Here is a 22743-nt window from a genome sequence, read left to right on the forward strand (position 1 = left end):
GGACGGTTCAGCAGGCATCAAAGATCTCGCCACACGCATTGCGGAAATCGCAGATGCCGACATGGCGCAGTTCCAGACGCTTTACCCGGACGACATGCCACTCATGGGCAAGATCGAAACCATCGCCAAGCGCATCTATCGCGCCGACGAGGTGTTGGCCGACAAGAAGGTCCGCGATCAGCTGAAACAGTGGGAAGAGGATGGCTTCGGCCATCTGCCCGTCTGCATGGCGAAGACGCAATACAGCTTCTCCACCGACCCCAACCTGCGCGGCGCACCCACCGGCCATTCCGTGCCGGTACGCGAAGTTCGCCTCTCAGCAGGCGCAGGCTTCATCGTCGTCGTCTGCGGAGAAATCATGACCATGCCCGGCTTGCCACGTGTCCCATCATCAGAAACCATCATGCTCAATGATGAAGGGCTCATCGAAGGCCTGTTCTAGGGAGCAGATGCAAGGAGATTACTCAGATGATCCGGAAAATGCTGGTTCCTGTTCGAGGCGACGGTAAGGGTGACAATGTGTTGGCCCATGCCGCAGCGCTCGCTAAGCGCTTCAATGCGCATGTCATGGTGACGCATTGTCGTCCCCGGGCGCAGGACATGCTGCCTTATGGTGTTCCGATCCCGTCATTCTTGAAGAAACAGCTCGACGAACAAGCCGGCGTTCTGGCCGACCAAGTGGCAGGTAAACTGCATGCCGATTTTGATGCCCTGGCCGAAAGCTTCAATTTAACGGTCTCAGACACTCCGCAAAAGGGTAAAGCCACTGCAGCTTGGGTGGAAGAGTCCGGTCGACAGGTTGAAATCATAAAACGACATGGGCGTCTCGCCGATCTCGTTTTGGTTCCTCAACCGGAAGCAAACGGTGTGTTGGGCGTCAACAGTTTGAAGGCTGCGCTGTTTCACACAGGCCGGCCTGCGATGATCTGCCCGAACACTGGCAAAATGCCAACCGTGCTGGGCGATCATATCGTTATAGCGTGGAACGGTTCGACGGAGGCGGCTCGGGCGGTCGCTCTTAGCCTTGGTCTTCTGGAAGATGCTGCCGATGTCACCGTTTTGACTGGTGGTGAAGAAGCGCATGGAACAAGTGCCGATGATCTGGCTGATTATCTCTCACTGCGCGGCATTGCGTCGAAAACCGAACGGTTCAAAGCTGCTGGAAATGTAGGGCAGCAACTGCTCGATAGAGCAGAGGCAGCCGGTGCCGATATGATGATCATGGGGGCGTACGGGGACAATTATCAAAAAGAGGTCGCGTTCGGCGGAAACACGCAAACAGTGGTCGATCACACAAAAATACCGATTATCATGGCCCACTGAAGAGGCCCAGATAGCGAATACGATAATAACAGCCGCGCCAAGCGGCGGAAAACCGGGTCCGGAATACCTGGCCCGAACTTCAACACGGAGGAGACTACCAATGAAAATTACCAGAAGAGTTATGATGGGAATGGCCGGTGCAGCACTTGCAGCAAGCACCATATTCACCACCGCCGCTCACGCTTGGGAGCCGACAAAACCGATCGACTTCGTCATCATGGCCGGTGCTGGCGGCGGTGCTGACCAGATCGCCCGCTTCGTTCAGTCGGTGGCTGAAAAAGAGAAGCTAACGGTGCGGCCTCTCGTTCCGAACAACAAGGGTGGTGGCTCAGGCGCTGAAGCTCTGATCGCGCTGAACGGTGCCAGCGATCCGGATCACACAATCCTGGTGACGTTGAACTCGTTCTTCACAACGCCAATGCGCCAGCAGAATCTTGGCATCGACATCCAGACTTTCACGCCTGTCGCCATGATGGGCGTCGATCCGTTCGTACTGTGGGTTCACAAGGACAGTGGCATCACAACGTTCGAGGCATGGCTTGAAAAGGTGAAGGCCGAGGACGGAAACTACATCATGGGCGGCACGGGTAAGGGTCAGGAAGACTCTATCGTCATCGCTTGGATGGAGAAAAACTACGGGGTGAAGATCAAGTATATCCCGTATAAAGGCGGTGGGGCTGTGGCCAAGGATCTTGCTGGTCAGCAGATTATGGCAAGCGTCAACAACCCTGCGGAAGCCAAAGGCTTCTTCGAGAATGGCGATGTTGTTCCGCTGATTTCATTTTCTGACGAGCGAATGGAAAACCTGCCGGACGTCCGCACGGTGAAAGAGCTGGGTAAGGATTTCAGCTACTACAACCAGCGTGCAGTTGTAGGCGCCCCCGGCATGTCGGATGAGGCGGCCGCCTACTATCAGGGTCTTTTCCAAAAAATCTACGATACGCCGGAATGGCAGGGATACATGAAGTCGGAAAGCCTCTCGGCTCTGCCGATGGACCCTGACACCCAGCGTGAGTACTGGAAAACTCAGGTGACCAACCACGAAGAGCTTCTCAAAGCGATGGGCGAGTAATCGTTCAACTGATTTGAAGCACTAGAACTATGGGAGGGCCGGCATGCGTCGCGCAGAAATCATAACCGCGGGGTTGCTGGCCCTCTTTTCAATTTATCTGATGTGGAAGAGCGCCGAACTAGAGGTGGGCTACATTCCTGATGAAGGCCCCGGTGGAGGGGCTTGGCCGTTTTGGCTCGCCGGAATCATGCTCATCTGCACAATCATCATCGGCTACAACGGCTACCGCGGTACTTCACCTCCATCACAATCAACCGAACCGCTTCTTGATGCTTACGGACGGAAGATGTTGCTGCTGGTCGGTGGCGGAATCATCGGTTTCGTTGGCCTTGTTCACATCATTTCCATGTACGGAGCGATGTTCGTTTTCCTAATTTATTATCTGCGTCTGTTGGGCCGCCACAGCTGGGCGCTGACGATGACGCTCGCAACGGCCATGCCGGTTATATTCTTCTTCTTCTTTGAAGCGCTGATGCGGATCACACTGCCTAAAGGCATGAAGTTCACCGAGCCGCTGTTCAATTTTCTCAACACCATCATCTACTGACCGTCGGTGACAGGCTGATCGACCAGGAATAAATTACGACGGCGTTGGGAGGCGCTATCCAGTATGGAAATTTTGGGACTTCTGGCCGACGGCTTTCTGGTTGCTCTTCAGCCAACCAATCTTCTTCTCATAATCGTTGGTGTTACGCTCGGACTATTCATCGGTGCCATGCCCGGGCTTGGCTCCGTCAACGGTGTGGCCATCCTTCTGCCAATCACGTTTTTGGTCCCCCCCGCTTCCGCAATCATCTTTCTCGCCGCGATTTACTACGGCGCTATGTACGGAGGGGCGATCAGTTCAATCACTCTGGGCATTCCAGGGGCGTCTACCGCAGTGGCAACGACGTTCGATGGACGTCCTCTCGCGCTAAACGGGCGGGCAAGCCTTGCGCTCGTCACAGCTGCTATAGCTTCGTTTGTGGGCGGTACCGTCTCCATCATCCTGTTCACAGCATTTGCACCGCCACTGGCGAGCGTTGCGCTCTCGTTTGGGCCACCGGAAATCTTCGCCCTGATGCTTCTCGCCTTTGCAACCTTTGTAGGGTTGGGCGGCGATGACATTCCCAAAACGATCTTCTCCATATGCATTGGTCTGGTCTTTGCGGCGGTCGGCTTTGACGAAATTTCGGGCGCACCCCGCCTTGTGTTCTTCGATATTTCCGGATTCCTGCACGGCGTCAATTTTCTGGTCTTGGCCATTGGTGTCTACGGTATCGGGGAGATGTTTTGGACCATCGATTCCACCCGCGGCAAAATCGAAACCCTCAACCCGAAGATGACATTTTCCGGCATCTTGGCAGACAGCAAAGAGGGTATGAAGCAGGGATGGATGGGCACCACGATTGGTTCCTTCCTTGGCTTTTTCGTAGGCATCTTGCCAGCAGCGGGCGCGACGCCCGGCTCTCTTATGTCTTACGGCGTGACCAAACTCGTATCAAAGAGATCCAAGGAATTTGGCAAGGGGCATCCCGGCGGTGTGGCTGCGCCTGAAGCTGCCAACAACTCGGCCTCCACAGGTTCGATGCTTCCAATGTTAACACTGGGAATACCCGGTTCCCCGACCACCGCCATCCTACTCGGCGGCATGGTCATATGGGGCCTTACACCGGGGCCGCGTCTGTTCACGGACCAGTCAGAGTTCGTTTGGGGGCTGATCGGCTCTTTTTACGTGTCGAACTTTTTTGCTCTCGTCATCAACTTGTCTTTTATTCCGCTCTTCATCTGGATGTTGCGGATGCCATTCACGATCATGGCGCCGGTCATCTTCATCCTCTCAGTGGTCGGAGGATACGCAGCAACACGCGACATGCACGATGTATGGCTGATGCTCGCATTTGGGTTCGGCGCATATTTCTTGCGCAAACTCGATTATCCGTTGGCACCTGCAGTTCTTGCCATTGTGCTGGGCCCGATCGCGGAGCCAACTCTCCGGCAATCGCTGCTTTTCTCGTCAGGTGATCCCAGCATATTTTTCACCCGCCCTATCGCTGGACCGATTACGGTAATCGCGATTATCCTGATCCTGTTGCCGCTGGTAAAAGTTATTCTGGATCGGGTGCGCGGAGTTAAAGCTCCGGCAGATGCATGACGGTTAGCGGGCAATCAACGTCCAAGAGCACAACGATCGGGCCCTGGAACCCGGGCATTCGGTCCACCATTCCAACACGGCTGCTCCCCTTGTCGACCGTGTTTCGTGCCGAACACGTGGAGACCAATTTTGCGGAAGCTACGGAGCTTGCCGAGTTCAGCGGGCTCAAGGCGGAAGAAACTGTGGCATTTCGTTTGGAACGCCTTATCGTTCATGAGTTATTGGTTCGTGTTACCGCCGATCTCTCGGTTCCAGATGGCCCCGAATACGAACAACTCGGCTTAAACCTGCGCGGCATGGTCAAACGTATCAACGAAAGATACGTCGCACCTCGCATCCAACAGTTGGCCACAGAACACGTCGACCGCATCGAAACGGCAAAGACCTTTATTGACTCAGAATTGCTTGCCCTTCGTGCGAACACCCCGCCGACTGCCTCTCAGACGCCCGAAAGCATTTTCGCCAAACTTGCCAAAACACTCCGAAAGAAACCCAAAGAAGCACAGGGTGGCCCAGAAAATTTCGAAGAGAAGCTTGCCCGTGCAAAACAGCGTTGGGAGTCGTTTTCCGAACCTGATGAGGCGGCTTTCGGGCATGCCCTAATTCTCATCGTTGATGCGATTATGAGAACACAAGGAAGACTTCCCGCAGACACATCTATCGCGAGTCGCCTCGCGATTAACCGTGTCATAAACACGTATTGCAGCGAACGAATTGGACTGTTTCTCGACAAATGCGTCGCAGAGGCGGCCGCAGGTGAGGGGTATGAAATACTGCCTGCGCAGACCAAACCAATCGTCATGAACGTTAAGGGAGCGTCAGCTTCAGGCAAAAGCACGATCCGACCACATCAGCGGGAACTGTCTCGGAAACTGGGCATTTCATGGAGGCATTTTGCCCTGATTAGTCCGGACTATTGGCGCAAATATCTGCTCGATTACGAGACCTTGGGCGACGATTCAAAGTATGGTGCCATGCTCACCGGACATGAATTGGTCATCATAGATGCCAAGTTAGACCGGTACATGGCCTATAAAGCGGAGAGGGGAGACATGCCGCATTTGCTGATCGACCGCTTTCGGTTCGACAGCTTTAGCAGCGGGACCACGGGTAGCAATCTTCTCACCCGCTTCGGGCATACTGTCTTCATGTTCTTCATGGTCACCCCGCCCGCAGAAACGGTAGAGCGTGCTTGGAAACGTGGACTTACGACCGGTCGCTTCAAAGCGGTTGATGATCTTCTAGACCACAACATTGAGGCCTACACAGGAATGCCGGCTCTGTTCTTCGCTTGGGCGTTGTCGGACAAACGCGTGCATTACGAGTTCCTCGACAACGGCGTAGAAGAGAACGAACTTCCCCGCACAATCGCATGGGGATGGAATTCACATATGACAGTGCTCAACGTGCAGGGCCTGCTGGACATCGAGCGCTTCAGGAATGTGAATGTTGAGGCCCGAAGTCGGGAAGAGGTTTTTGCTGCGGAGGAATTGTCGGAGGAAGCGCAAATGAAGTTCCTGCTGCGCTGCTGCGAGAAACTGGATGATGTAAAATTTGTAGATCCGAACTTGGATACCACCGCTCTGCAAACGCATCTGCTCAAGCAAAGTGTCGAGGTCCAATGGAAAGAGACTGATGTGCATCTGAAACGACCCGTACATTTAAATGATAGAGAACTCGAAGCCGTGTTCCCGGATTGCCGTATTGGTTCACCGCGCGCGACCTGAAACCCGACTTCGTTTCCGCGCTGCCAATTGATGACGGAAAAGCGATGCGCTTCCACTATATTGACATCAAGGCAGAACCGCCGAGTTGCTCGAACTTTGTCCGTCGTCAGGGTTTTTTGAGTTCGATTGCAGCTTAGATTAAGCGAGAGTTTGGCTCATCTGTTGGTTGGTTTTATGCGGCTTGATTGCGGTATTGCAAACGCCGCTGTTTAAACGTGTTTCGTTTGATCCTTTCGCGTTCGATTAGAATGGTCTGGCCGCGTCCGAAGTAGACGTCGGCAGGCGTCAGGTTCCGCAGGCTCTCGTGGTAGCGGTGGTGATTGTAATGCTCGACGAAGCGCTCGATGCTGGCATTGAGATCACCGGGCAGGAAGGTGTTCTCCAGCAGGATCCGGTTCTTGAGGGTCTAGTGCCACCATGCTGGAAGCATGTCTCCGACATGGTCGATCTTGCCCTGCGTCTGCGGATGATACGGCGCGCCACGAACGTGATCCATGTTCTGCGATCCCAGCCAATCAGCGAGTTCGCCGGAGACGTAACTGGCACTGTTATCCGACAGAAGGCGCGGCTTATGACGAACAGCACCTTGATCGCAACCGGAAGCCTGTAGAGCCAGCTCCAGCGTGTCGGTCACATCGCTGGTCTTCATGGTGGTGCACAGCTTCCAAGCCACCACGTAGCGTGAGAAGCATGCCCTCGGGCTTGACCCGGGGGTCGTCGAGGATGGTCGATAGATAATACCAGCCCCAGCCGACGATCCCCGGATCAAGTCCGAGGACAAGCCTTGATGGTGGTGAAGTCCGTCTGCCACATCTGGTTGATGGCCGTGGTTTTGTCTCCCAAAACATAGGGGAACTCATCGGCTGCCTTGATAACGACGAAGGCCGGACTGGTGATGAGATCGTGCGCCTTCAACAATCGATAGACGCTGGCTTCGGATATCGAGCGCGCAGGAACGCCACTGGTCCGAGTGACCAGCGCGAGGGTAGCGCTGGGTGTCTGTGAACCGACAGCCAGTTCACGTAGCGGTAGTTCCGGTTCATCGAGTGCCATATCGACGACCCGCTGCCGAACATCGTCGGGAATACGTTTCCAGACACGCAAAGGCTTTGGAGAACGGTCCTCCAGAGCCTCAGCCCCACCGGTCAGATACTTGTCGTACCAGCGATAGAACGTGGTGCGGGGACCGAGCCTATCGATGGTCTGCTTCGTCGGCAGATGGGACTGTTCAACCAATCTGATAATCTCAAGCTTCTCGGATGCGCGATATCTCATTCGATCATCGGCCTTGTGCTCGAACCCGTGGCGCACTGGCGGCCTCTATCCCCATCCGCGATCATGCTTTTTTTGAGAAGGCGAAGCTCCAACGTCTGCTCGGCCACGACTTCCTTCAGATCGCGCGCCTCACGTCGCAGACCCTGAACTTCGCCCGTATTGGCTTCGTGTGCGGTGTCGCCAGCCAGACGCTTCTTGCCTGCCTCAAGGAACTCCTTCGACCAGCTGTAATGCTGGCTCTGGGCGATGCCTTCCTGACGACAAAGCTCGGCATTCGACCATTGCCCTCGGACCAATGGCGGACAAGGTCTCATTGTCCTCGCCGCGCAGCCCCGCCAGCACGATCCTGATCTTGTCCTCGGATGAATACCGCTTGCGCGTCTTACGGCGGATATCCTTCACCGTGCGATCTGCCGCATCGGTATGGCGTTCGGGTGTATGTTTCATTCTTCACTCCTGGTCGGTGAAGATGAGCCCAAAACACTCCCTTAAACAATCAGCCTATTTGATCCCATTTGCGCTGACGGGGGCCAAGCACCATCATGAAGACCAGCGATGTGACCGACACGCTGGAGCTGGCTCTACAGGCTTCCGGTTGCGATCAAGGTGCTGTTCGTCATAAGCCGCGCCTTCTGTCGGATAACAGTGCCAGTTACGTCTCCGGCGAACTCGCAGATTGGCTGGGATCGCAGAACATGGATCATGTTCGTGGCGCTCCGTATCATCCACAAACGCAGGGCAAGATCGACCATGTCGGAGACATGCTTCCAGCATGATGGCATCAGACCCTGAAGAACCGCATCCTGTTGGAGAACACCTTCCTGCCCGGTGACCTCAATGCCAGCATCGAGCGCTTCGTCGAGCATTACAATCACCACCGTTACCACGAGAGCCTGCGGAACATGACACCTGCCGACGTCTACTTCGGACGCGGCCAGACCATTCTACTCGAACGCGAAAGGATCAAACTAAACACGTTTAAACAGCGGCGTTTGCAATACCGCAACCAAGCCGCCTAAAATCAACAAACAGATGAGCCAAGCTCTCGCAACGAATGATTCCGCCCGGATTCAGGAGCAATTTGAAGCGCAGAAACGCACCTGAATCCGAGGATTACAATTCTATCGGTTCAGCTTCCGTTCTTAGTGCATTATGGGTCAGACTATTTGACTAGAGAATCAACACACGCTGTTCTGTTGGTAGCTGATAACGGGCAATCGGCCTGTCCGCTCGCCCTGCGCTAACCGGACGCCCGCTTCTCGCAGTTTCGCAATGATCTGCTCGGGTGTTTTCTTCTTGATCATTCTGCGCTCCTCTCAAGCTGAGAATAACCGAAATCGTCAATCTCAAAACGGTGCGCTTTTCTTGGAGACAGACCAGTCGCCCTGCGCTTGGATACAGCCACACCTCCTTTCCAACGGAAGCAAACGCCATTCTTGAGGTGTGAGCTCCTCAAATAACGATGTCGAACGGGTCGGCATCATTTTGTATACAAAAAATTTTTTAGCTGGGCTTGCTATAGGTGTAATTTTGCTTATTCTTACAATAAAATGCAGTTATTAATCTTATTAGAAGGAGAAGCGCTTTTCAGAAGCGGTAATACTCTAAAATTTGTATCCGAAACTTGCTATAAAAATGTTCGACCATTAGTCGAACGGACTGCTGATACCAAAATAGAGGCATACCCCAACGCATGTTGGCGCAACGTCGACAGGCTTAATCTCCGAATTGCACTGGAAAGGTCCCATCATGAAGTTCACGAGTTTGATGAAAATTGCCGCGCTTGCGCTGGTTACGTCCACGAGTAGTGTGCTGGCGGAAGAGGTAAGCATTTCCGCAGTCTACTCGCTGCCCAAAACCAACGACCTGATGAAGAGCTATCTGGCTTTCGTCGAGGATGTGAACGCCAACGGTAAAGGTGTTTTGCAGATCAATCTGCGCGGCGGGACGGAAGTGATCCCGCGTAACGAGCAGATGAATTCCGTTTCACGCGGCATCGTCGATATGTATATGGGACCGGCGGGTTATTTTCAGCGGCAGATTCCGGAACTCGCGCCGCTTGATGCAGCGTCTGTTCCCGCCGATAAACTGCGCGCAGCCGGTTTGCATGAGGCCATCGATGAAGGCTCGCGCAAGCGTGCCGGTGTTGCCTTTCTGGGTGTCATGGGCACGGGCTACGCGTTTCAATTCTACACCATCAAGGAACCGAAGGTCGCAGCGGACGGTACCGTCGATCTGTCAGGCATGAAGATCCGTGGCGGGTCGAGCTATGATCCGATGTACAAGGCGCTGGATATTGCGCGCGTGGATGTTCCTGCGGGCGATATCTACACCGCGCTGGAGCGCGGCTTGGTCGAGGGCATCGGGTTCACCACCATCGGCGTCAGTTCTGGCGGCTGGCAGGAGTTTCTAAAATACCGCATTTTCCCGACCTGGCGTCAGGGTAACACGATCCTTGCCATGAATGCGGCGAAGCTCGATGGGCTGGAAGATGCGCAGAAATCCTATCTGATGGAGATGGTGCAGAAGCACGAAATGCTGGCCTATGAAGCAGCGCAAGCGCTTGAAAAAGTCGATACAGAAAAAGTGCAGGCAGCCGGTGTGAAAGATGTCGTGTTGACCGGCGCAGGAGAAGCGCAGATCACCAACGCGTTCCAGGATACGTTCTGGGTCGAAACGGCCAAGACGCTAGGCGACGAGGAAGCCGCCAAATACCGGGCCATCGTTGACAAGGCCAACGGCAGCTAGAAAGCGAAGTTTGGCAACCGGATCGCGACGATGACCTCTTTCTGGCCGAGTTTCTGGAACGGCTTCGACCGGTTGCTGAACGCCCTTGCCTTCATCGCAGGGCTGATCATCCCGATCATGTTCGTGTCCATCATCTATGATGTTACGACCCGCAGCCTGCGGATATTCCAGATCACCTGGGCCGTGGCGATCACCGAATACGCACTGCTGTACCTGTCTTGTCTCGGCGCCCCATGGCTGCTGCGGGAGAAGGGGCATGTGTCGATGGAAGCGTTTCGCACGATCATGCCGCCGGGCTTTGCGCGGGTCGTTGAGATCGTAGTGATGATCTTGTGCATGGTCGCGTGCGCTGTGGTCGCCACCGTCGCGCTGCCTGTGATGGTGCAGAATTTCGGCGTCACCGACATCCGCGCCAACTTTCTGCAACGGTGGCTGCTGTATGTTCCGGTCGTGCTTTGTTTTGCGCTCTGCGCGGTTCAGTTCGCTCGCACCCTTCTCAGCGGAGGCTCCCTTTATAAGGGCGTCACCGCCAGCAATGAGAGCCTCTAACCCATGATCATGGAGTGGTGGGAGGCGGCAATCGTCATGCTGGGCATGGTCATCGTGTTGATGGCGATGTGCGTGCCGGTGGCCTTCGCGTTTCTGATCGCCAATTTGATCGGCGCCTATCTGTTCATGGGTGGTTGGATCGGCATCGAACAACTTGCCGCGAACACCGGCGAGGCGGTCTCCAGTTTCGTGCTGGTGACGGTTCCCATGTTCGTGTTGATGGGCAACCTGTTCTTCCATTCCGGCATCGCTTTGAAGATCATCGAAACGCTCGACAGATCGTTGAAGAAGGCTCCCGGTCGGTTGAGTTACATCTCGGTTTTGTGCGGCACGATTTTCGCGGCCCTGTCCGGCTCCAACATGGCCAATACCGCCATGATGGGCGGTCTCCTGCTGCCACAAATGGAAGAGCGCAAATATCAACGCCACATGTCCATCGGCCCTATCATCGGGTCGGGCGGTCTGGCGTTGCTCATTCCTCCATCGACGCTGGCGGTGCTGCTGGGGTCCATCGCCCAGATCAACATCGCGGACCTGCTGCTGGCCGGTGTGATACCCGGTATGGTCCTGGCCGCCCTATATGTCGCAACGATCTGGTTGCAGCTGCGCCGCAACTCCGAAGTCGCACCGGCCTATGATGTCGACACCGCCGGCACGGCGGAAAAGATCCGCATGGTCTGCGTATATATCCTGCCGATGTCGCTGGTGGTGTTCTGTGTCGTCGGTCTCATTCTGCTCGGCATCACGACGCCCAGTGAAGCCGCAGCTTTTGGTGTTCTGTCCGTTCTCGTATTGGCCGCCTGCTATGGTCGGTTGAGCATGGACATGATCGCGAAGTCGCTGGAAGGCACGGTTCGCGTGTCGGTAATGGTGTTCTTCATCATCATCGCCTCGAAGACGTTCTCGCAGGTGCTGGCGTTTTCCGGCGCGACGTCGGGCATGATCGCCTGGGCCACCAGTTATGATTTCTCACCGCTCACCATGCTTCTCATCATGTTTTTGGTGCTGCTGGTGCTGGGCATGTTCGTCGATGCCATTTCCATGATGTTGCTGACGATCCCGATCTTCTTTCCTATCGCGCAGGCGCTCGGCTTCGACCCGATATGGTTCGGCCTCATCATGCTTCTGGCCATCGAAATGAGCGGCACCACGCCACCGTTCGGATTGTTGCTGTTCGTCATGCAGGGCGTCGCGCCGCCGGACACCAGTTATTGGACTATCGTGCGCGCGGCCTATCCTTATCTGCTTTGCGATCTCGTCCTTCTCATCATGTTGATCGCAGCTCCGGCACTTGCCCTATGGCTTCCGGGGTTGAGGCTCTAGCGGATGGTTCAGGACAGCACATACAGTAACTTCGGCAAGCCGTTGCCCCGTGATGGCGACGACCGCCTAGTGCAGGGGCAGGGGTGTTACGCTGGCGACATGGCTGCTGATGGCGCGTTATGGATGCACGTCGTCCGGTCGGACCATGCCGCCGGGCGCATCGCCGGATTGGACGTCGATGCTGCGCGCGAAGCGCCGGGCGTCGCCGCCGTCCTCACCGGCGCGGACCAGGGCGACCTTCAGGCCTTCGCCTTGCGTTACGTGCCGAAGGGCAGCGAAGTCGTTCCCACGCCTTATCTTCCCATGGTGCAGGATCATGTGAAATGGGTCGGCGAGCCGGTTGCGGTCGTCATCGCCGAAACCCGACGCGCAGCGATGGATGCCGCAGAACTCGTATGGCTCGACGTCGAAGAGACAGAGCCCGTCACCGACGCGCGCCGCGCGGCAGATGCGGACGCACCACTTGTGTGGAGCGACAGGCCGGACAACACCGCCTTCTTTCAGGAACTGGGTGACCGGATGGCGTATGAGGCTGCGCAGAAAGCAGCGTCGAACGTCATCACGGCGCGGATCGACATCAGCCGCGTCACTGCCGTCACGCTGGAGCCACGCAATGCGCTTGCCGTTCCGGAAAGTGACGGGCGCACCGTACTCCACACGGGCACCCAAGCACCGCACCGCGTGCAGGCGGAGGCGGCGCACGTGCTGGGCATCGAACCGGCGGACATCATCGTGCGTACGGAGCAGACCGGCGGTTCGTTCGGCATGCGAAACGGCGCCTATCCCGAGGACGTTCTGGTGCTTATGGCGTCGCGATTGCTGAACCGTCCGGTGCGTTGGGGCGCAACCCGCTCGGAGGCGTTTCTTTGCGATGCGCAATCGCGCGAAATGTCGGTGGACGTGACACTGGCGCTGGACAAGGACAATAGGTTTCTCGCACTCGGCATCGACGGGTTTGCCCCCATCGGTGCCCATCACGGTCCGATGGCCATGCACCCGATGACATCGAACCTGGCGGGGTTGGCGGGCGTCTATCGCACCCCGCTCATCCACACCCGCCTGCGCGGAATGCACGTCAACTCGATGCACATGGCACCCTATCGCGGTGCGGGGCGGCCCGAGGCGATCTATCTCATCGAGCGGATCATCGACATCGCCGCACGACAATTGAACATCGATCCCGTCGAACTGCGTCGCCGCAACATGATCACACCTGACCAGATGCCCCACGCCACGCCGCTGGGATACGTGTATGACAGCGGAGATTTTCCCGCCGCACTCGACAAGGCGCTGGAGGCGTCCGACTGGGGTTCGTTCGACGCACGAAGTGAACAATCTGCATCGCGGGGCATGTTGCGCGGCATCGGTCTGGCCTGTGCCATCGAACCGGCAGGGGGTGGCCCTGCAGGCGCGCAACTGCCGGAATTCGCCCGCATCACCGTCGATCCGCAAGACGGCCTGACGCTGGATGTCGGCTCCGGCGACGCGGGGCAGGGGCATTCGACCGCCTTCCGCCAGATCGCGGAAAGGCTTCTCGGCTGGACCGACTGCGTTGCGGTTCGCACCGGCGATACGGGTGAAATTCCAAATGGGCTCGGCACGTTCGGCTCGCGAACCATGGGGGCGGCAGGACATGCCCTTGCAGACAGCGCCCGGCAGATCATCGCTCTCGCCTTGCCGGATGCCGCCGAGCATCTGGAGGTTTCGGTGGCCGATGTCGCGTTCGAGAATGGCCGGTTTGAGGTCGTCGGCACCGACCGGGCTATCAACCTGCACGATCTCAGCAGCGCAACCGGAAATTCCTATGAGGCGGAAGCCTTCGTTCCAACGGATGCGGGCACGTTTCCCAACGGTGCACATGTTTGCGAGGTCGAGATCGACCCGGAAACTGGTACGCTGACGCTGGAATCCTATCTCGTCGTCGACGATGTGGGGACCATCATCAACCCGCTGCTGATGGAAGGGCAGGTGCATGGCGGTGTGGCGCAGGGCGTCGGTCAGGCCCTGCACGAACGTGTGGTGTTCGACCCCGATACAGGCGCGATGCTCAGCGGATCACTGATGGACTACACGATGCCCCGAGCTGCCGATTTGCCCATGATGACTGTTCTGCACAGCCCGACCGCGACCAGCGCAAACGCGCTCGGCGCAAAAGGCGTCGGCGAGTCCGGCACGGTGGGCGCGCTGCCTGCAACCATCAATGCCGTTTGCGATGCGCTGGCACGGGCCGGGGCCGGGCCGATCGACATGCCCGCCACACCCGCCCGGATATGGGCGGCACTTCGAGAAAGGGACACACCATGACATCTTGCGCTGTTATCGGGGCGGGCCCGGTGGGCACCACCATGGCGCTGGCTTTGCTGCGCGCTGGTTTCGACGTTACGCTGTTCGAACGCGAACCGGCACTGCCCGCTGACCCGCGGGCCGCTACCTTGCAACCGCCCACGCTGGAAATGCTACACGAGCTCGGCACGGGCGGCACCATCATCGACAAGGGCCTCAAGGCCGAGGTGTTCCAGTTCAGGGATCGCGCATCCGACGAGATCATTGCGAAATACGATTACGGAAATCTGGCGGGGGAGACCCCGTTTCCCTTCGCCGTGCAATGTGAGCAGTTCAAAGTGGCCGACACCAATGCGCGGGCCATTGAGGCCATGCGCCCCGGCACCCTGCGTCTAGCGACGCAAGTCACCGGTTTCGATGACCGTGGTGATGGTGTGAGCATCCGGTTCGACGGTCCGGATGGTGACGGGGAGATGACGGTCGATTATCTGGTGGGCTGCGATGGTGGCCGCAGTCTGACCCGCAAGGCGCTCGATATCGCGTTCGAAGGGTTCACTTATGAAGAGCGATTTCTCGTTCTCACCACGACGCATGATTTCTTCCAGCGCGGGTTCGCTGTTCGCAACTATGTTCTCGACCCGAAACAATGGTGTGCGCTGTTCAAGGTTCCCCATGATGGCCCGCCCGGCCTGTGGCGGACGGTCTTTCCCGCGCCTGCTGCCGATGGTGAAGTCGATGCGCTATGCGACAGCTATGTGCGGCAGCAGATCGGGGGGCTGGATTCCAGCCTGACGCTGGACGATGTGCTTCACCGTAACATCTATGCTGTCAACCAACGGGTCGCCGCATCCTTCCGCAAGGGCCGTGTTTTTCTGGCCGGTGACGCGGCTCATGTGAACAACCCGCTGGGCGGGCTCGGCATGAATTCCGGTATCCACGATGCGATCAATCTGGCCGGTAAGCTGGTCGCTGCCCAAGCCGAACCGGACCGGGCCGAAGCGCTTTTCGACGCCTATGACGAGGAGCGGCGCAGCATCGCCAAGACCTATGTTCAGGCGCAGACCATCCAGAACAAGAAGCGGCTGGAAGCGAAGACACCGGAAGCGAGAGCTGCTGCCAAGGCCGAATTGCACGACAGCAGCGCCGACCCCGAACGCCACAAAGCGTGGGTGATGAATGCATCTCTCATCGCCGGCCTGCGCAGCCTGAACAGTGAAAAGGAAACCTGAACCATGACAGACCGATCAGACAGTCTGGGCCACCGCCAAAAAATCGGCGTTGTCGTGCCCTCCACCAACACCATCGTTCAGCCGGAAACCGATGCCTGCCGTCTGCCGGGAGTGACCTATCACATCGGGCGCATTCCCATTTCCAACAAGAAGATTTCGACCGACAATTTCCTCGATCACGTGGCCGCCATGCGCGCCGGAATCGAGATCGCCATAGACCAGGTGATGACCGCCGGTGTCGATCAGGTCATCATGGGTGTCGCGCTGGAAGCCTTCTGGGGCGGTCTTGCCGGATCGCGCGACCTGAAAAGCAAACTGTCCGACCATGCTGGTGTTCCGGTGATACTCGGGTCCGACGCGGTGGCCGGTGCGTTACGCGCGTTCGAGGCGGAGCGGATCGCCGTGCTGACGCCGCACATGCCCAAGGGCGACGAGCAGGTGAAGGCTTGGCTTGAGGAATCCGGTTTCGAGGTCGTGACGTTGAAGGGTCTGGAATGCCCCAGCCCGCTCGCCATCGCCGAGGTTTCCGAAGATCAAATCCGTCGGGCGCTCGACGAGATCGATACGGATAACGTGGATGCCCTCGTTCAGGTCGGCACCAATCTTGCCGGTGCTGCAGTTTGCGCCGAGGCGGAAAAACGGTTGGGCAAACCCGCCATCGCGATCAACACCGTCAGCGCGTGGTCTGCGGTCCGCTCGGCGGGGATCGACGATCGCCTCACGGGCCGCGGACGAATTTTCGAAGAACACTAGGCTCACCACACATCGCTGTTCAATAACTGCGCGGCAGGTCCAGCACATGTTGGCCGAGATAGCCGAGGATCATGTTCTTGGAGATCGGCGCGGTCTGGTACAAACGGGCCTCGCGCCACTTGCGTTCGATGCCGTACTCGCTCGCGAAGGCGAAACCTCCATAGACCTGCATACAGGTTTCCGCTGCCGCCCATGATGCGTCTGCAGCGATCATCTTGGCCATGTTGGCTTCTGCGGCAGCGCGGTGTCCGCCTTCGAATACGGCAGCGGCCTTGGCCACCATCAGTTCGGCCGCCTGCGCCTTGGCATAGGCTTCCGCGATGGGGAACTGAATGCCCTGGTTCGTGCCGATGGGCTTGCCGAAAACCACGCGCTCGTTGGCATATTCCACCGCTTTGCGGATGAAGAATTTCGCGTCACCGATACATTCATAGGCGATCAGGATGCGCTCGGCGTTCATCGAATCCACGATGTATTTGAACCCCTTACCCTCTTCGCCCACCAGAGTGTCCGCGGGGATTTCGAGGTTCTCGAAAAACACCTCGCAGGTGTTGTGATTGATCATCGCGTCGATTTTCGACAGCGACAGGCCGTTGTCTTTCGCGACGTTCATATCGAGCAGGAAGGTGGACAGGCCGTCGGAGCGTTTGGCGCATTGGTCCGTCGGTGTGGTGCGCGCCAGCAGCAGCATCAGATCGCTTTCATAGGCACGGCTGGTCCAGACCTTCTGACCGTTGATGACGTAATTGCCCGCCTTGTTTTTCTCGGCGCGGGTCTTCAGCTGGGTGGTGTCGCTGCCGGTGGTGGGTTCGGTCACACCGAAAGCCTGCAGGCGCAGATCGCCGCTGGCGATGCCGGGCAGGTATTTCTGCTTCTGCTCGTCGGAGCCGTATTTCAGCACCGTGCCCATGGTGTACATTTGCGCGTGGCAGGCGGCGGCGTTGCAGCCGCGTTCATGGATGGTTTCCAGCACTGCACCGGCAGCGGAAAGCGGCAGGCCGGAGCCGCCATATTCTTCCGGGATCAGTGCACCGAGAAACCCGGACTCCGTCAACGTGCGAACGAAGTCGTGCGGATAGGCGTCTTCCTTGTCGAGCTTCAGCCAGTACTCGTTGGGAAAGTCCTCGCACAGCCGCGCGACAGGTTCGCGGATGTCGGTCCAGGATTCTCCTGCGGGAATGGTGATGTCGTCGAGATCGGTCATAGGGTCTTCCAATTCGTTAGATGACGCCCCGGCTGCGCAGGTCCGCTATGCGGTCCGCGTCTAGCCCGAGGTCGTTCAGGATGATATCGGTGTGTTCGCCCGCATCGGGAACCGACGAGACGAGACTGGATGGTGTTCGTGACAGGTCGATGGGAACAGCCACCACCCGTACGTCGCCGCGCATCGGATCGCTTATATTCTGTGCTACTCCCAAGTGCTCAACCTGCGGGTCTGCAAAGACTTCGTCCATGCGGTAAATCGGCCCGACCGGCACGCTGTGCTTATCGAGCAGCGTGATCCAATCCGCGCTTGTCTTCGTTGCGAAGATCGGGCGCAGGATGGCCCATATCTCGTCCCGTTTTTCGGTGCGCCCGGACATCGTGGCATAGGTCTCATCGGCCTTGAGGTCGGGACGGTCGATGGCGTCGCAAAAGGCCTGCCACTGGCCGTCACCACCGACACCGAGATTGACATGCCCGTCGCTGGTTTCCACCACGCCCATGGGTGTGACGGTGGGGTGATCGTTACCGCCCTGGGCTGGCACCTCACCGTCTATGAGATAGCGGGCAGCCTGAAAGTCCATCATCGCGATCTGCGCTTGCAGCAGCGATGTCTGCACCCACTGGCCCTGTCCTGAGGTTGTGCGTTCCATCAAGGCAACGAGGATTCCGGTCGCCGCGAAGGTGCCTGCAGAAAGATCTGCGACAGCCGTGCCTGCCCGTAACGGCGCTTCGCCGGGAAAACCGGTCACGCCCATCAGGCCACCCATGCCCTGCGCGATCTGGTCGAAACCGGCGCGGCCCGCTGCCGGACCGTCCTGACCGAAACCGGATATGGAGGCCAGCACGATGCGCGGGTTCACGGCTTTCAAGGATCCGTAGTCGATGCCAAGGCGGTTCTTAACGTCGGGGCGGAAATTCTCCACCACGACATCGGCGCGCTTCACCATGTCGAGAAAGAGTGCGAGACCGTCTTCCGATTTCAGATTGAGTGTCAGCGACCGCTTGTTGCGATGCAGATTCAGCATGTCATAGCCATGCCTGTCGCCGCTGATGCCGGCGTTCTTGTCGAGGCCTTCGGGCGCATCGATCTTGATGATATCCGCACCGAAATCACCCAGAATACGGCAACAGGCCGGTCCGGCGCGAACCCGCGTCAGATCGAGCACTTTCAGCCCAGCCAGCGCGCTTGATGGTGTCTTGTCGCTCATGCCGGAAACCCTGAATTGTAGTCGGCCACTTCAGCACCGTCCGTGCCGTCCGCCTTCACGAACCAGTCGCCCATGGTGCTGGAGGTGACGAAAATCGTGTCGTCACGAGCGGTGAGAATATCGAGCGCCTTTTCGAAGTAATGCGCGATATGGGGCACGCCGATGATGTGTGGATGAAGAGCCAGCGTCAGCACGCGAGGGTTGTCCTGGGTCTCACGTTCATAAATCGCGAGTGTCGCTTCTAGCCGCTTTAGAAACTCGTCGCAGGAGCCGTTCTGAATGGCATAGACCGGCACATCGTTCAGCTCGAACGTGTAGGGCAGGCCGACCATCGGGCCGTGCTCGGTGCGCATCCATACGGGCAAATCGTCAACCGCCCAGTCGTGCAGAAACTCGATGCCCTGCGCTTTCAGAACGTCGGGCGTGTCCAGCGTTTCGGCGACACCCGGCCCTAGCCATGCGCGCACCTGGTTGCCATCGGCCCGTTTCAACCTCTCCAGCGTTTTTGCGATGACAGCGCCTTCATCATCCACCTGCTTCAACGTCTGCTGAAACCAGCCGTGGCCGACGAGCTCCCATTTCGCCTCGACGATAGCGTCCATCAACGAAGGGTAGATGTCGGCTACCTGCGCATTCATGAAGGCTGAGGCAGGCAGGTTTCGGTCGGCAAGCATCTTCATGATGCGCGGCATACCCACCCGCATCCCGTACTCGACCCATGAATAGTTTGGCACATCCGGTGGCGTTGCGGCAGCGCCGTGGGGCGCGGGAATGATGCCGCGCGGCATGGGCCGGTCGAAGGGCCAGTATTCGACGTTCATCGCCAGATGCACCATGATCGGCTTGCCATCGAGCGGCTCCAGCCTGCGGCGGGCGGAGGCCATCTGATACGGAACGCGGGGGTTGGACCACATGATAATGCTCTCCTTTTCGATTGTGCAGGGTCGAAGTCAGGACGTGTGCAGGCGCAGGTCTTCGCGGTTCCAGTAGGCCAGAACCGGTGTGCCTTGAGCCACATCCTCGTCCAGATCTTCCACCACGCGCGACACCACTTCACCGCCACCGTCGATGTCGGCAAGGTGCGATGTGGTGAGGCCCAGGTAGACGGCCTCCTTGTAGGTCGCAGGTAGGGATGCGCCGGGGTCGGTAGCTATATCCGCTCCACGGGTGGTCAGTTTCACCAACTCCGATCTGATCGACAGAGAAACGGCGGCACCCACGGCCACGTCTTGCCCGTCCGGATCGACCGCCACATTCGTTCCTGCCACATCGACGGACACTACAGCGCCTTCGACATTTGTGACGGTGCCTTCGAATATGTTGTTCTCACCGACGAAACTCGCGGTGAAGCGACGACGCGGGGCGCGATAGACTTCTTTTGCCGGACCGACCTCCACCAGCTCACCGTCGGCGATGAGCGCGATCCGGTCGGCGACCGTCATAGCCTCTTCCTGATTGTGGGTGACGTGGATGAAGGTCATGCCCAATTCGTGCTGTAGATGTTTCAGCTCAAGACACATATCCTTGCGCAACTGGGCATCGAGCGCAGCAAGCGGCTCGTCGAGCAGCAGAATGTCACGCTCCAACACCATTGCCCGGGCCAGTTGGACCCGCTGCTGCTGTCCGCCGGACAGTTCGTGCGGCTTGCGGTCGGCATAGCCATCAAGGCCCACCATGGTGAGTGCCGCAGCACTTTTCTCGCGCCGCTCGTCCTTGCCGAGACCCGCGATTTTGAGGCCATAACCGACATTGTTCAGCACGTTCATATGGGGAAACAGCGCGTAGGACTGGAACACCATCGCGGTGGGCCGCTTGTCCGGCGGCAAGTGGCCGACATCATTTCCGTGCAGCAGGACCTGCCCGTGGGTGGGGCGGTGAAAGCCACCGATCGTGCGCAGAAGAGTCGTTTTGCCTCCGCCACTAGGGCCGAGAAGAACGAAATACTCGCCGGCTGCGATCGTCACGTCGACATCGGTCAGCGCAACGACAGCGCCGTAATGCTTGGCCAGTCCGCGGACCTCGACAGCAGGTGGAGCAACCGCTCCGGTTGGGGATGTCATGGTGATGGAACCTCGGTGATCAATTCGCAGCGGCCGGTTCGGCCACTTCGCGGTGTTGCCGCGCCAGCATTTCGGCTCGCAGCATGGTGGTGATTATGATGCCACCAATGATGGCGATCGCGACGAAACTGACGAAAGCAGACATCGCGTAGGATTGTTCCGACATTCCCGTGTTCAACATTTGTGAAATCAGCACGGTGGTGAACGTGTCGAAACCACCCTTCAGCAAACTGGTGCGCGTGTATTCGTTGAAGCACAGGATGAGCGTAAAGGAGGCGGCACTGAAAACACCGGCGCGGATCTGCGGGAACTCGATATCCCAGAATGCCTGCCACGCGGTTGCACCGCAGGATCGCGCCGCTTCGGTCTGTTCAGGGTTGTAGCGGCCCATGGTGATAAGAATGACCACGAAGGAATAGGGGATGGTGTAGATGATGAGACCGATCAAAGCCGTCATGAAACCGAGATCGAACCAGCCATCGAAAATGCCGGTGCCTAGGGCATCACCCAACGTCACGAAGACGATATTCGTGTTCTTGAAAAACACAAGAAGCGCTGAGCCCAGAATGTCTGGCGCAACGAAGAGTGGAGCCAAGAGCAGGAAAACTGGCAAAACCTTGTTTTGCGCTCGTTTGTAGAATTTCGCCGCCAGCAAGGCCATCGGCACACCGATGACAGTGGTTGTAACGGCCAGCGTCATGGTCCAGCCCAGCGCGCCCATCAGCAGTTTGTCGGAGAAGATGAGGCCGTACCATTCCCAGGTGAAATCGTACTCGTTTGCCCCGAAGCCGTTAGCATTAAACGAGATGTACATCACGTAGAACACCGGGCTCATCAGCGTAACTACGATCAGTAGCATATAGGCCCATTTGAGGCGGTGAAGCCATGGGTTCGTGTAGTCGTTCATAGCGCGCCTCCTCGGTTCCGGATCAGTTGATCGGGGACAGGATCTTGGTGAGATCGAAAAGCCTGTGGCCGATGTAAAGAAGCCCCATGAGCGTTGCCATCATGATGGCGCTCACCGCCATGGCGAGGGGGAAATCGAGTGCGGCGATGGCTTGTGTGGCTATCAGCCCTGCGTTTACGGCACCGGCCCCGCCCAGAATGTTAGGCAGCAGGGCAACGCCCAAACCATTGACGAAGATGAACACACAACCAGCAAAAATTCCCGGTGCGGCGAGCGGCAAGATCACGTCTATGAATCGCCGAACCGTACCGGCACCCAGATCGTCGCAGACCTCGAAAATGTATTTCGGCACGGCCTCCATGGCGAGAAATCCGGAGAACACAATGAAGGGTAGGAAGGACATGACTTCGCCGATGATAACACCGGTATGGGAATAGAGCAGGGCGGTGATCGGTTCACTGATGAGTCCCAGATCCATCAGCGTTTCATTCACCAGTCCGTTGCGCTGCAGCACTGGCCGCAGCGCGAAAACACGAATGACCTCCGACACCATGAAGGGAAGGATGAACAGCAACACGACCCGATGCTGCGCCACTTGCGGGACGGATTTGCGCAGAAAGACCGCAATGGGAAAACCGAGCACAAAACAAATCGCTACCGCGATCAGCGAGTAGTACATCGAGGACAGAAAATTGTTCAGCCGTGCGGAAAAGAAGAAGTTCTCATAGGCAAGGAGCGAAAAGCCGGGCTCCATCCAGAACATTGTTCGCTCGAAGACGCTGAACACGACCGTGAGGGCCATCGGCAGGGCGAAGAAAACGACCATGAAGATGATGGGCAAACGAAAGGCCCATTTGCCCATGGTTTCCGAAAGAGACGGTCGAAGGCTGCCGACAGACGAGCCGCCGGCAGCCTTTGAAGTTGTAGAATCCATTTACTGTTCGAC

Annotated in this window: 19 protein-coding genes and 2 pseudogenes; 13 read left to right on the plus strand and 8 right to left on the minus strand. The window is 57.7% G+C overall.

What is annotated here, in order from left to right:
- From R2A130_RS16645 to R2A130_RS16670, 6 genes are all read left to right on the plus strand, one after another.
- Positions 1-442, plus strand: a 442-nt coding sequence (locus R2A130_RS16645) for a formate--tetrahydrofolate ligase (RefSeq protein WP_009465364.1), incomplete at its 5' end; no start/stop codon positions are given.
- 26 nt (positions 443-468) lie between these two features.
- Positions 469-1323, plus strand: a complete 855-nt coding sequence (locus R2A130_RS16650; protein ID WP_009465365.1) for a universal stress protein — start codon at positions 469-471, stop codon at positions 1321-1323.
- 100 nt (positions 1324-1423) lie between these two features.
- Positions 1424-2395 carry a tripartite tricarboxylate transporter substrate binding protein gene (locus R2A130_RS16655; RefSeq protein ID WP_009465366.1) on the plus strand — a complete coding sequence of 324 codons (972 nt, stop codon included), beginning with the start codon at positions 1424-1426 and terminating at the stop codon, positions 2393-2395.
- 43 nt (positions 2396-2438) lie between these two features.
- Positions 2439-2942, plus strand: coding sequence for a tripartite tricarboxylate transporter TctB family protein (locus R2A130_RS16660; RefSeq protein WP_009465367.1), 504 nt, complete (start codon positions 2439-2441; stop codon positions 2940-2942).
- 63 nt (positions 2943-3005) lie between these two features.
- Positions 3006-4529: a tripartite tricarboxylate transporter permease gene (locus tag R2A130_RS16665; protein WP_009465368.1), complete on the plus strand. Its 1524-nt coding sequence runs from the start codon at positions 3006-3008 to the stop codon at positions 4527-4529.
- Positions 4530-4618: 89 nt separating this feature from the next.
- Positions 4619-6256, plus strand: coding sequence for a hypothetical protein (locus R2A130_RS16670; protein ID WP_009465369.1), 1638 nt, complete (start codon positions 4619-4621; stop codon positions 6254-6256).
- A 172-nt stretch (positions 6257-6428) separates the two neighbouring features.
- Here R2A130_RS16670 and R2A130_RS16675 read toward each other — a convergent pair.
- A pseudogene (locus R2A130_RS16675) lies at positions 6429-7978 on the minus strand (DDE-type integrase/transposase/recombinase).
- A 95-nt stretch (positions 7979-8073) separates the two neighbouring features.
- On the opposite strand from R2A130_RS16675, the pseudogene R2A130_RS16685 reads away from it, so the two are divergent.
- A pseudogene (locus R2A130_RS16685) lies at positions 8074-8550 on the plus strand (integrase core domain-containing protein); the annotation flags it as partial.
- A gap of 159 nt (positions 8551-8709) precedes the next feature.
- On the opposite strand, the gene R2A130_RS19060 reads toward R2A130_RS16685, so the two are convergent.
- A complete protein-coding gene (locus R2A130_RS19060) occupies positions 8710-8835 on the minus strand; it encodes a hypothetical protein (protein WP_009465376.1) in 126 nt (41 codons plus the stop codon).
- Positions 8836-9280: 445 nt separating this feature from the next.
- On the opposite strand from R2A130_RS19060, the gene R2A130_RS16690 reads away from it, so the two are divergent.
- The 6 genes from R2A130_RS16690 to R2A130_RS16715 are packed head-to-tail and all read left to right on the plus strand — an operon-like array spanning position 9281 to position 16416.
- Positions 9281-10279, plus strand: coding sequence for a C4-dicarboxylate ABC transporter substrate-binding protein (locus tag R2A130_RS16690; RefSeq protein WP_009465377.1), 999 nt, complete (start codon positions 9281-9283; stop codon positions 10277-10279).
- Positions 10280-10309: 30 nt separating this feature from the next.
- On the plus strand, positions 10310-10828 hold the full coding sequence (locus R2A130_RS16695; RefSeq protein WP_009465378.1) for a TRAP transporter small permease: 519 nt from the start codon (positions 10310-10312) through the stop codon (positions 10826-10828).
- A 3-nt stretch (positions 10829-10831) separates the two neighbouring features.
- Positions 10832-12151 carry a TRAP transporter large permease gene (locus R2A130_RS16700; RefSeq protein WP_009465379.1) on the plus strand — a complete coding sequence of 440 codons (1320 nt, stop codon included), beginning with the start codon at positions 10832-10834 and terminating at the stop codon, positions 12149-12151.
- Positions 12152-12154: 3 nt separating this feature from the next.
- The gene (locus tag R2A130_RS16705) at positions 12155-14455 is read left to right on the plus strand and encodes a xanthine dehydrogenase family protein molybdopterin-binding subunit (RefSeq protein ID WP_009465380.1); all 2301 of its coding nucleotides are present in this window, start codon (positions 12155-12157) and stop codon (positions 14453-14455) included.
- A complete protein-coding gene (locus R2A130_RS16710) occupies positions 14452-15663 on the plus strand; it encodes an NAD(P)/FAD-dependent oxidoreductase (protein WP_040306459.1) in 1212 nt (403 codons plus the stop codon). Before R2A130_RS16705 ends, R2A130_RS16710 begins: the two co-directional genes overlap by 4 nt.
- A gap of 3 nt (positions 15664-15666) precedes the next feature.
- Entirely contained in the window at positions 15667-16416 is a 750-nt protein-coding gene (locus tag R2A130_RS16715; protein WP_009465382.1) for an Asp/Glu racemase, read from the plus strand.
- Positions 16417-16435: 19 nt separating this feature from the next.
- Here R2A130_RS16715 and R2A130_RS16720 read toward each other — a convergent pair whose 3' ends face one another.
- Genes R2A130_RS16720 through R2A130_RS16745 form a run of 6 tightly spaced genes read right to left on the minus strand, consistent with a single transcriptional unit; the run spans position 16436 to position 22731 of the window.
- Positions 16436-17620, minus strand: a complete 1185-nt coding sequence (locus R2A130_RS16720; protein WP_009465383.1) for an acyl-CoA dehydrogenase family protein — start codon at positions 17618-17620, stop codon at positions 16436-16438.
- Positions 17621-17636: 16 nt separating this feature from the next.
- A complete protein-coding gene (locus R2A130_RS16725) occupies positions 17637-18830 on the minus strand; it encodes a CaiB/BaiF CoA-transferase family protein (RefSeq protein ID WP_009465384.1) in 1194 nt (397 codons plus the stop codon).
- Entirely contained in the window at positions 18827-19744 is a 918-nt protein-coding gene (locus R2A130_RS16730; protein ID WP_009465385.1) for a polysaccharide deacetylase family protein, read from the minus strand. Before R2A130_RS16730 ends, R2A130_RS16725 begins: the two co-directional genes overlap by 4 nt.
- A 36-nt stretch (positions 19745-19780) precedes the next feature.
- On the minus strand, positions 19781-20890 hold the full coding sequence (locus tag R2A130_RS16735; RefSeq protein WP_009465386.1) for an ABC transporter ATP-binding protein: 1110 nt from the start codon (positions 20888-20890) through the stop codon (positions 19781-19783).
- A gap of 19 nt (positions 20891-20909) precedes the next feature.
- Positions 20910-21797 carry an ABC transporter permease gene (locus R2A130_RS16740; protein WP_009465387.1) on the minus strand — a complete coding sequence of 296 codons (888 nt, stop codon included), beginning with the start codon at positions 21795-21797 and terminating at the stop codon, positions 20910-20912.
- Positions 21798-21819: 22 nt separating this feature from the next.
- Complete coding sequence (locus R2A130_RS16745) at positions 21820-22731, minus strand: ABC transporter permease (RefSeq protein ID WP_009465388.1); 912 nt, start codon at positions 22729-22731, stop codon at positions 21820-21822.
- Between the last annotated feature and the right edge of the window lie 12 nt (positions 22732-22743).

Source organism: Ahrensia sp. R2A130 (assembly GCF_000179775.1).
In the GTDB taxonomy this organism is placed as follows: Bacteria; Pseudomonadota; Alphaproteobacteria; order Rhizobiales; family Rhizobiaceae; genus Pseudahrensia.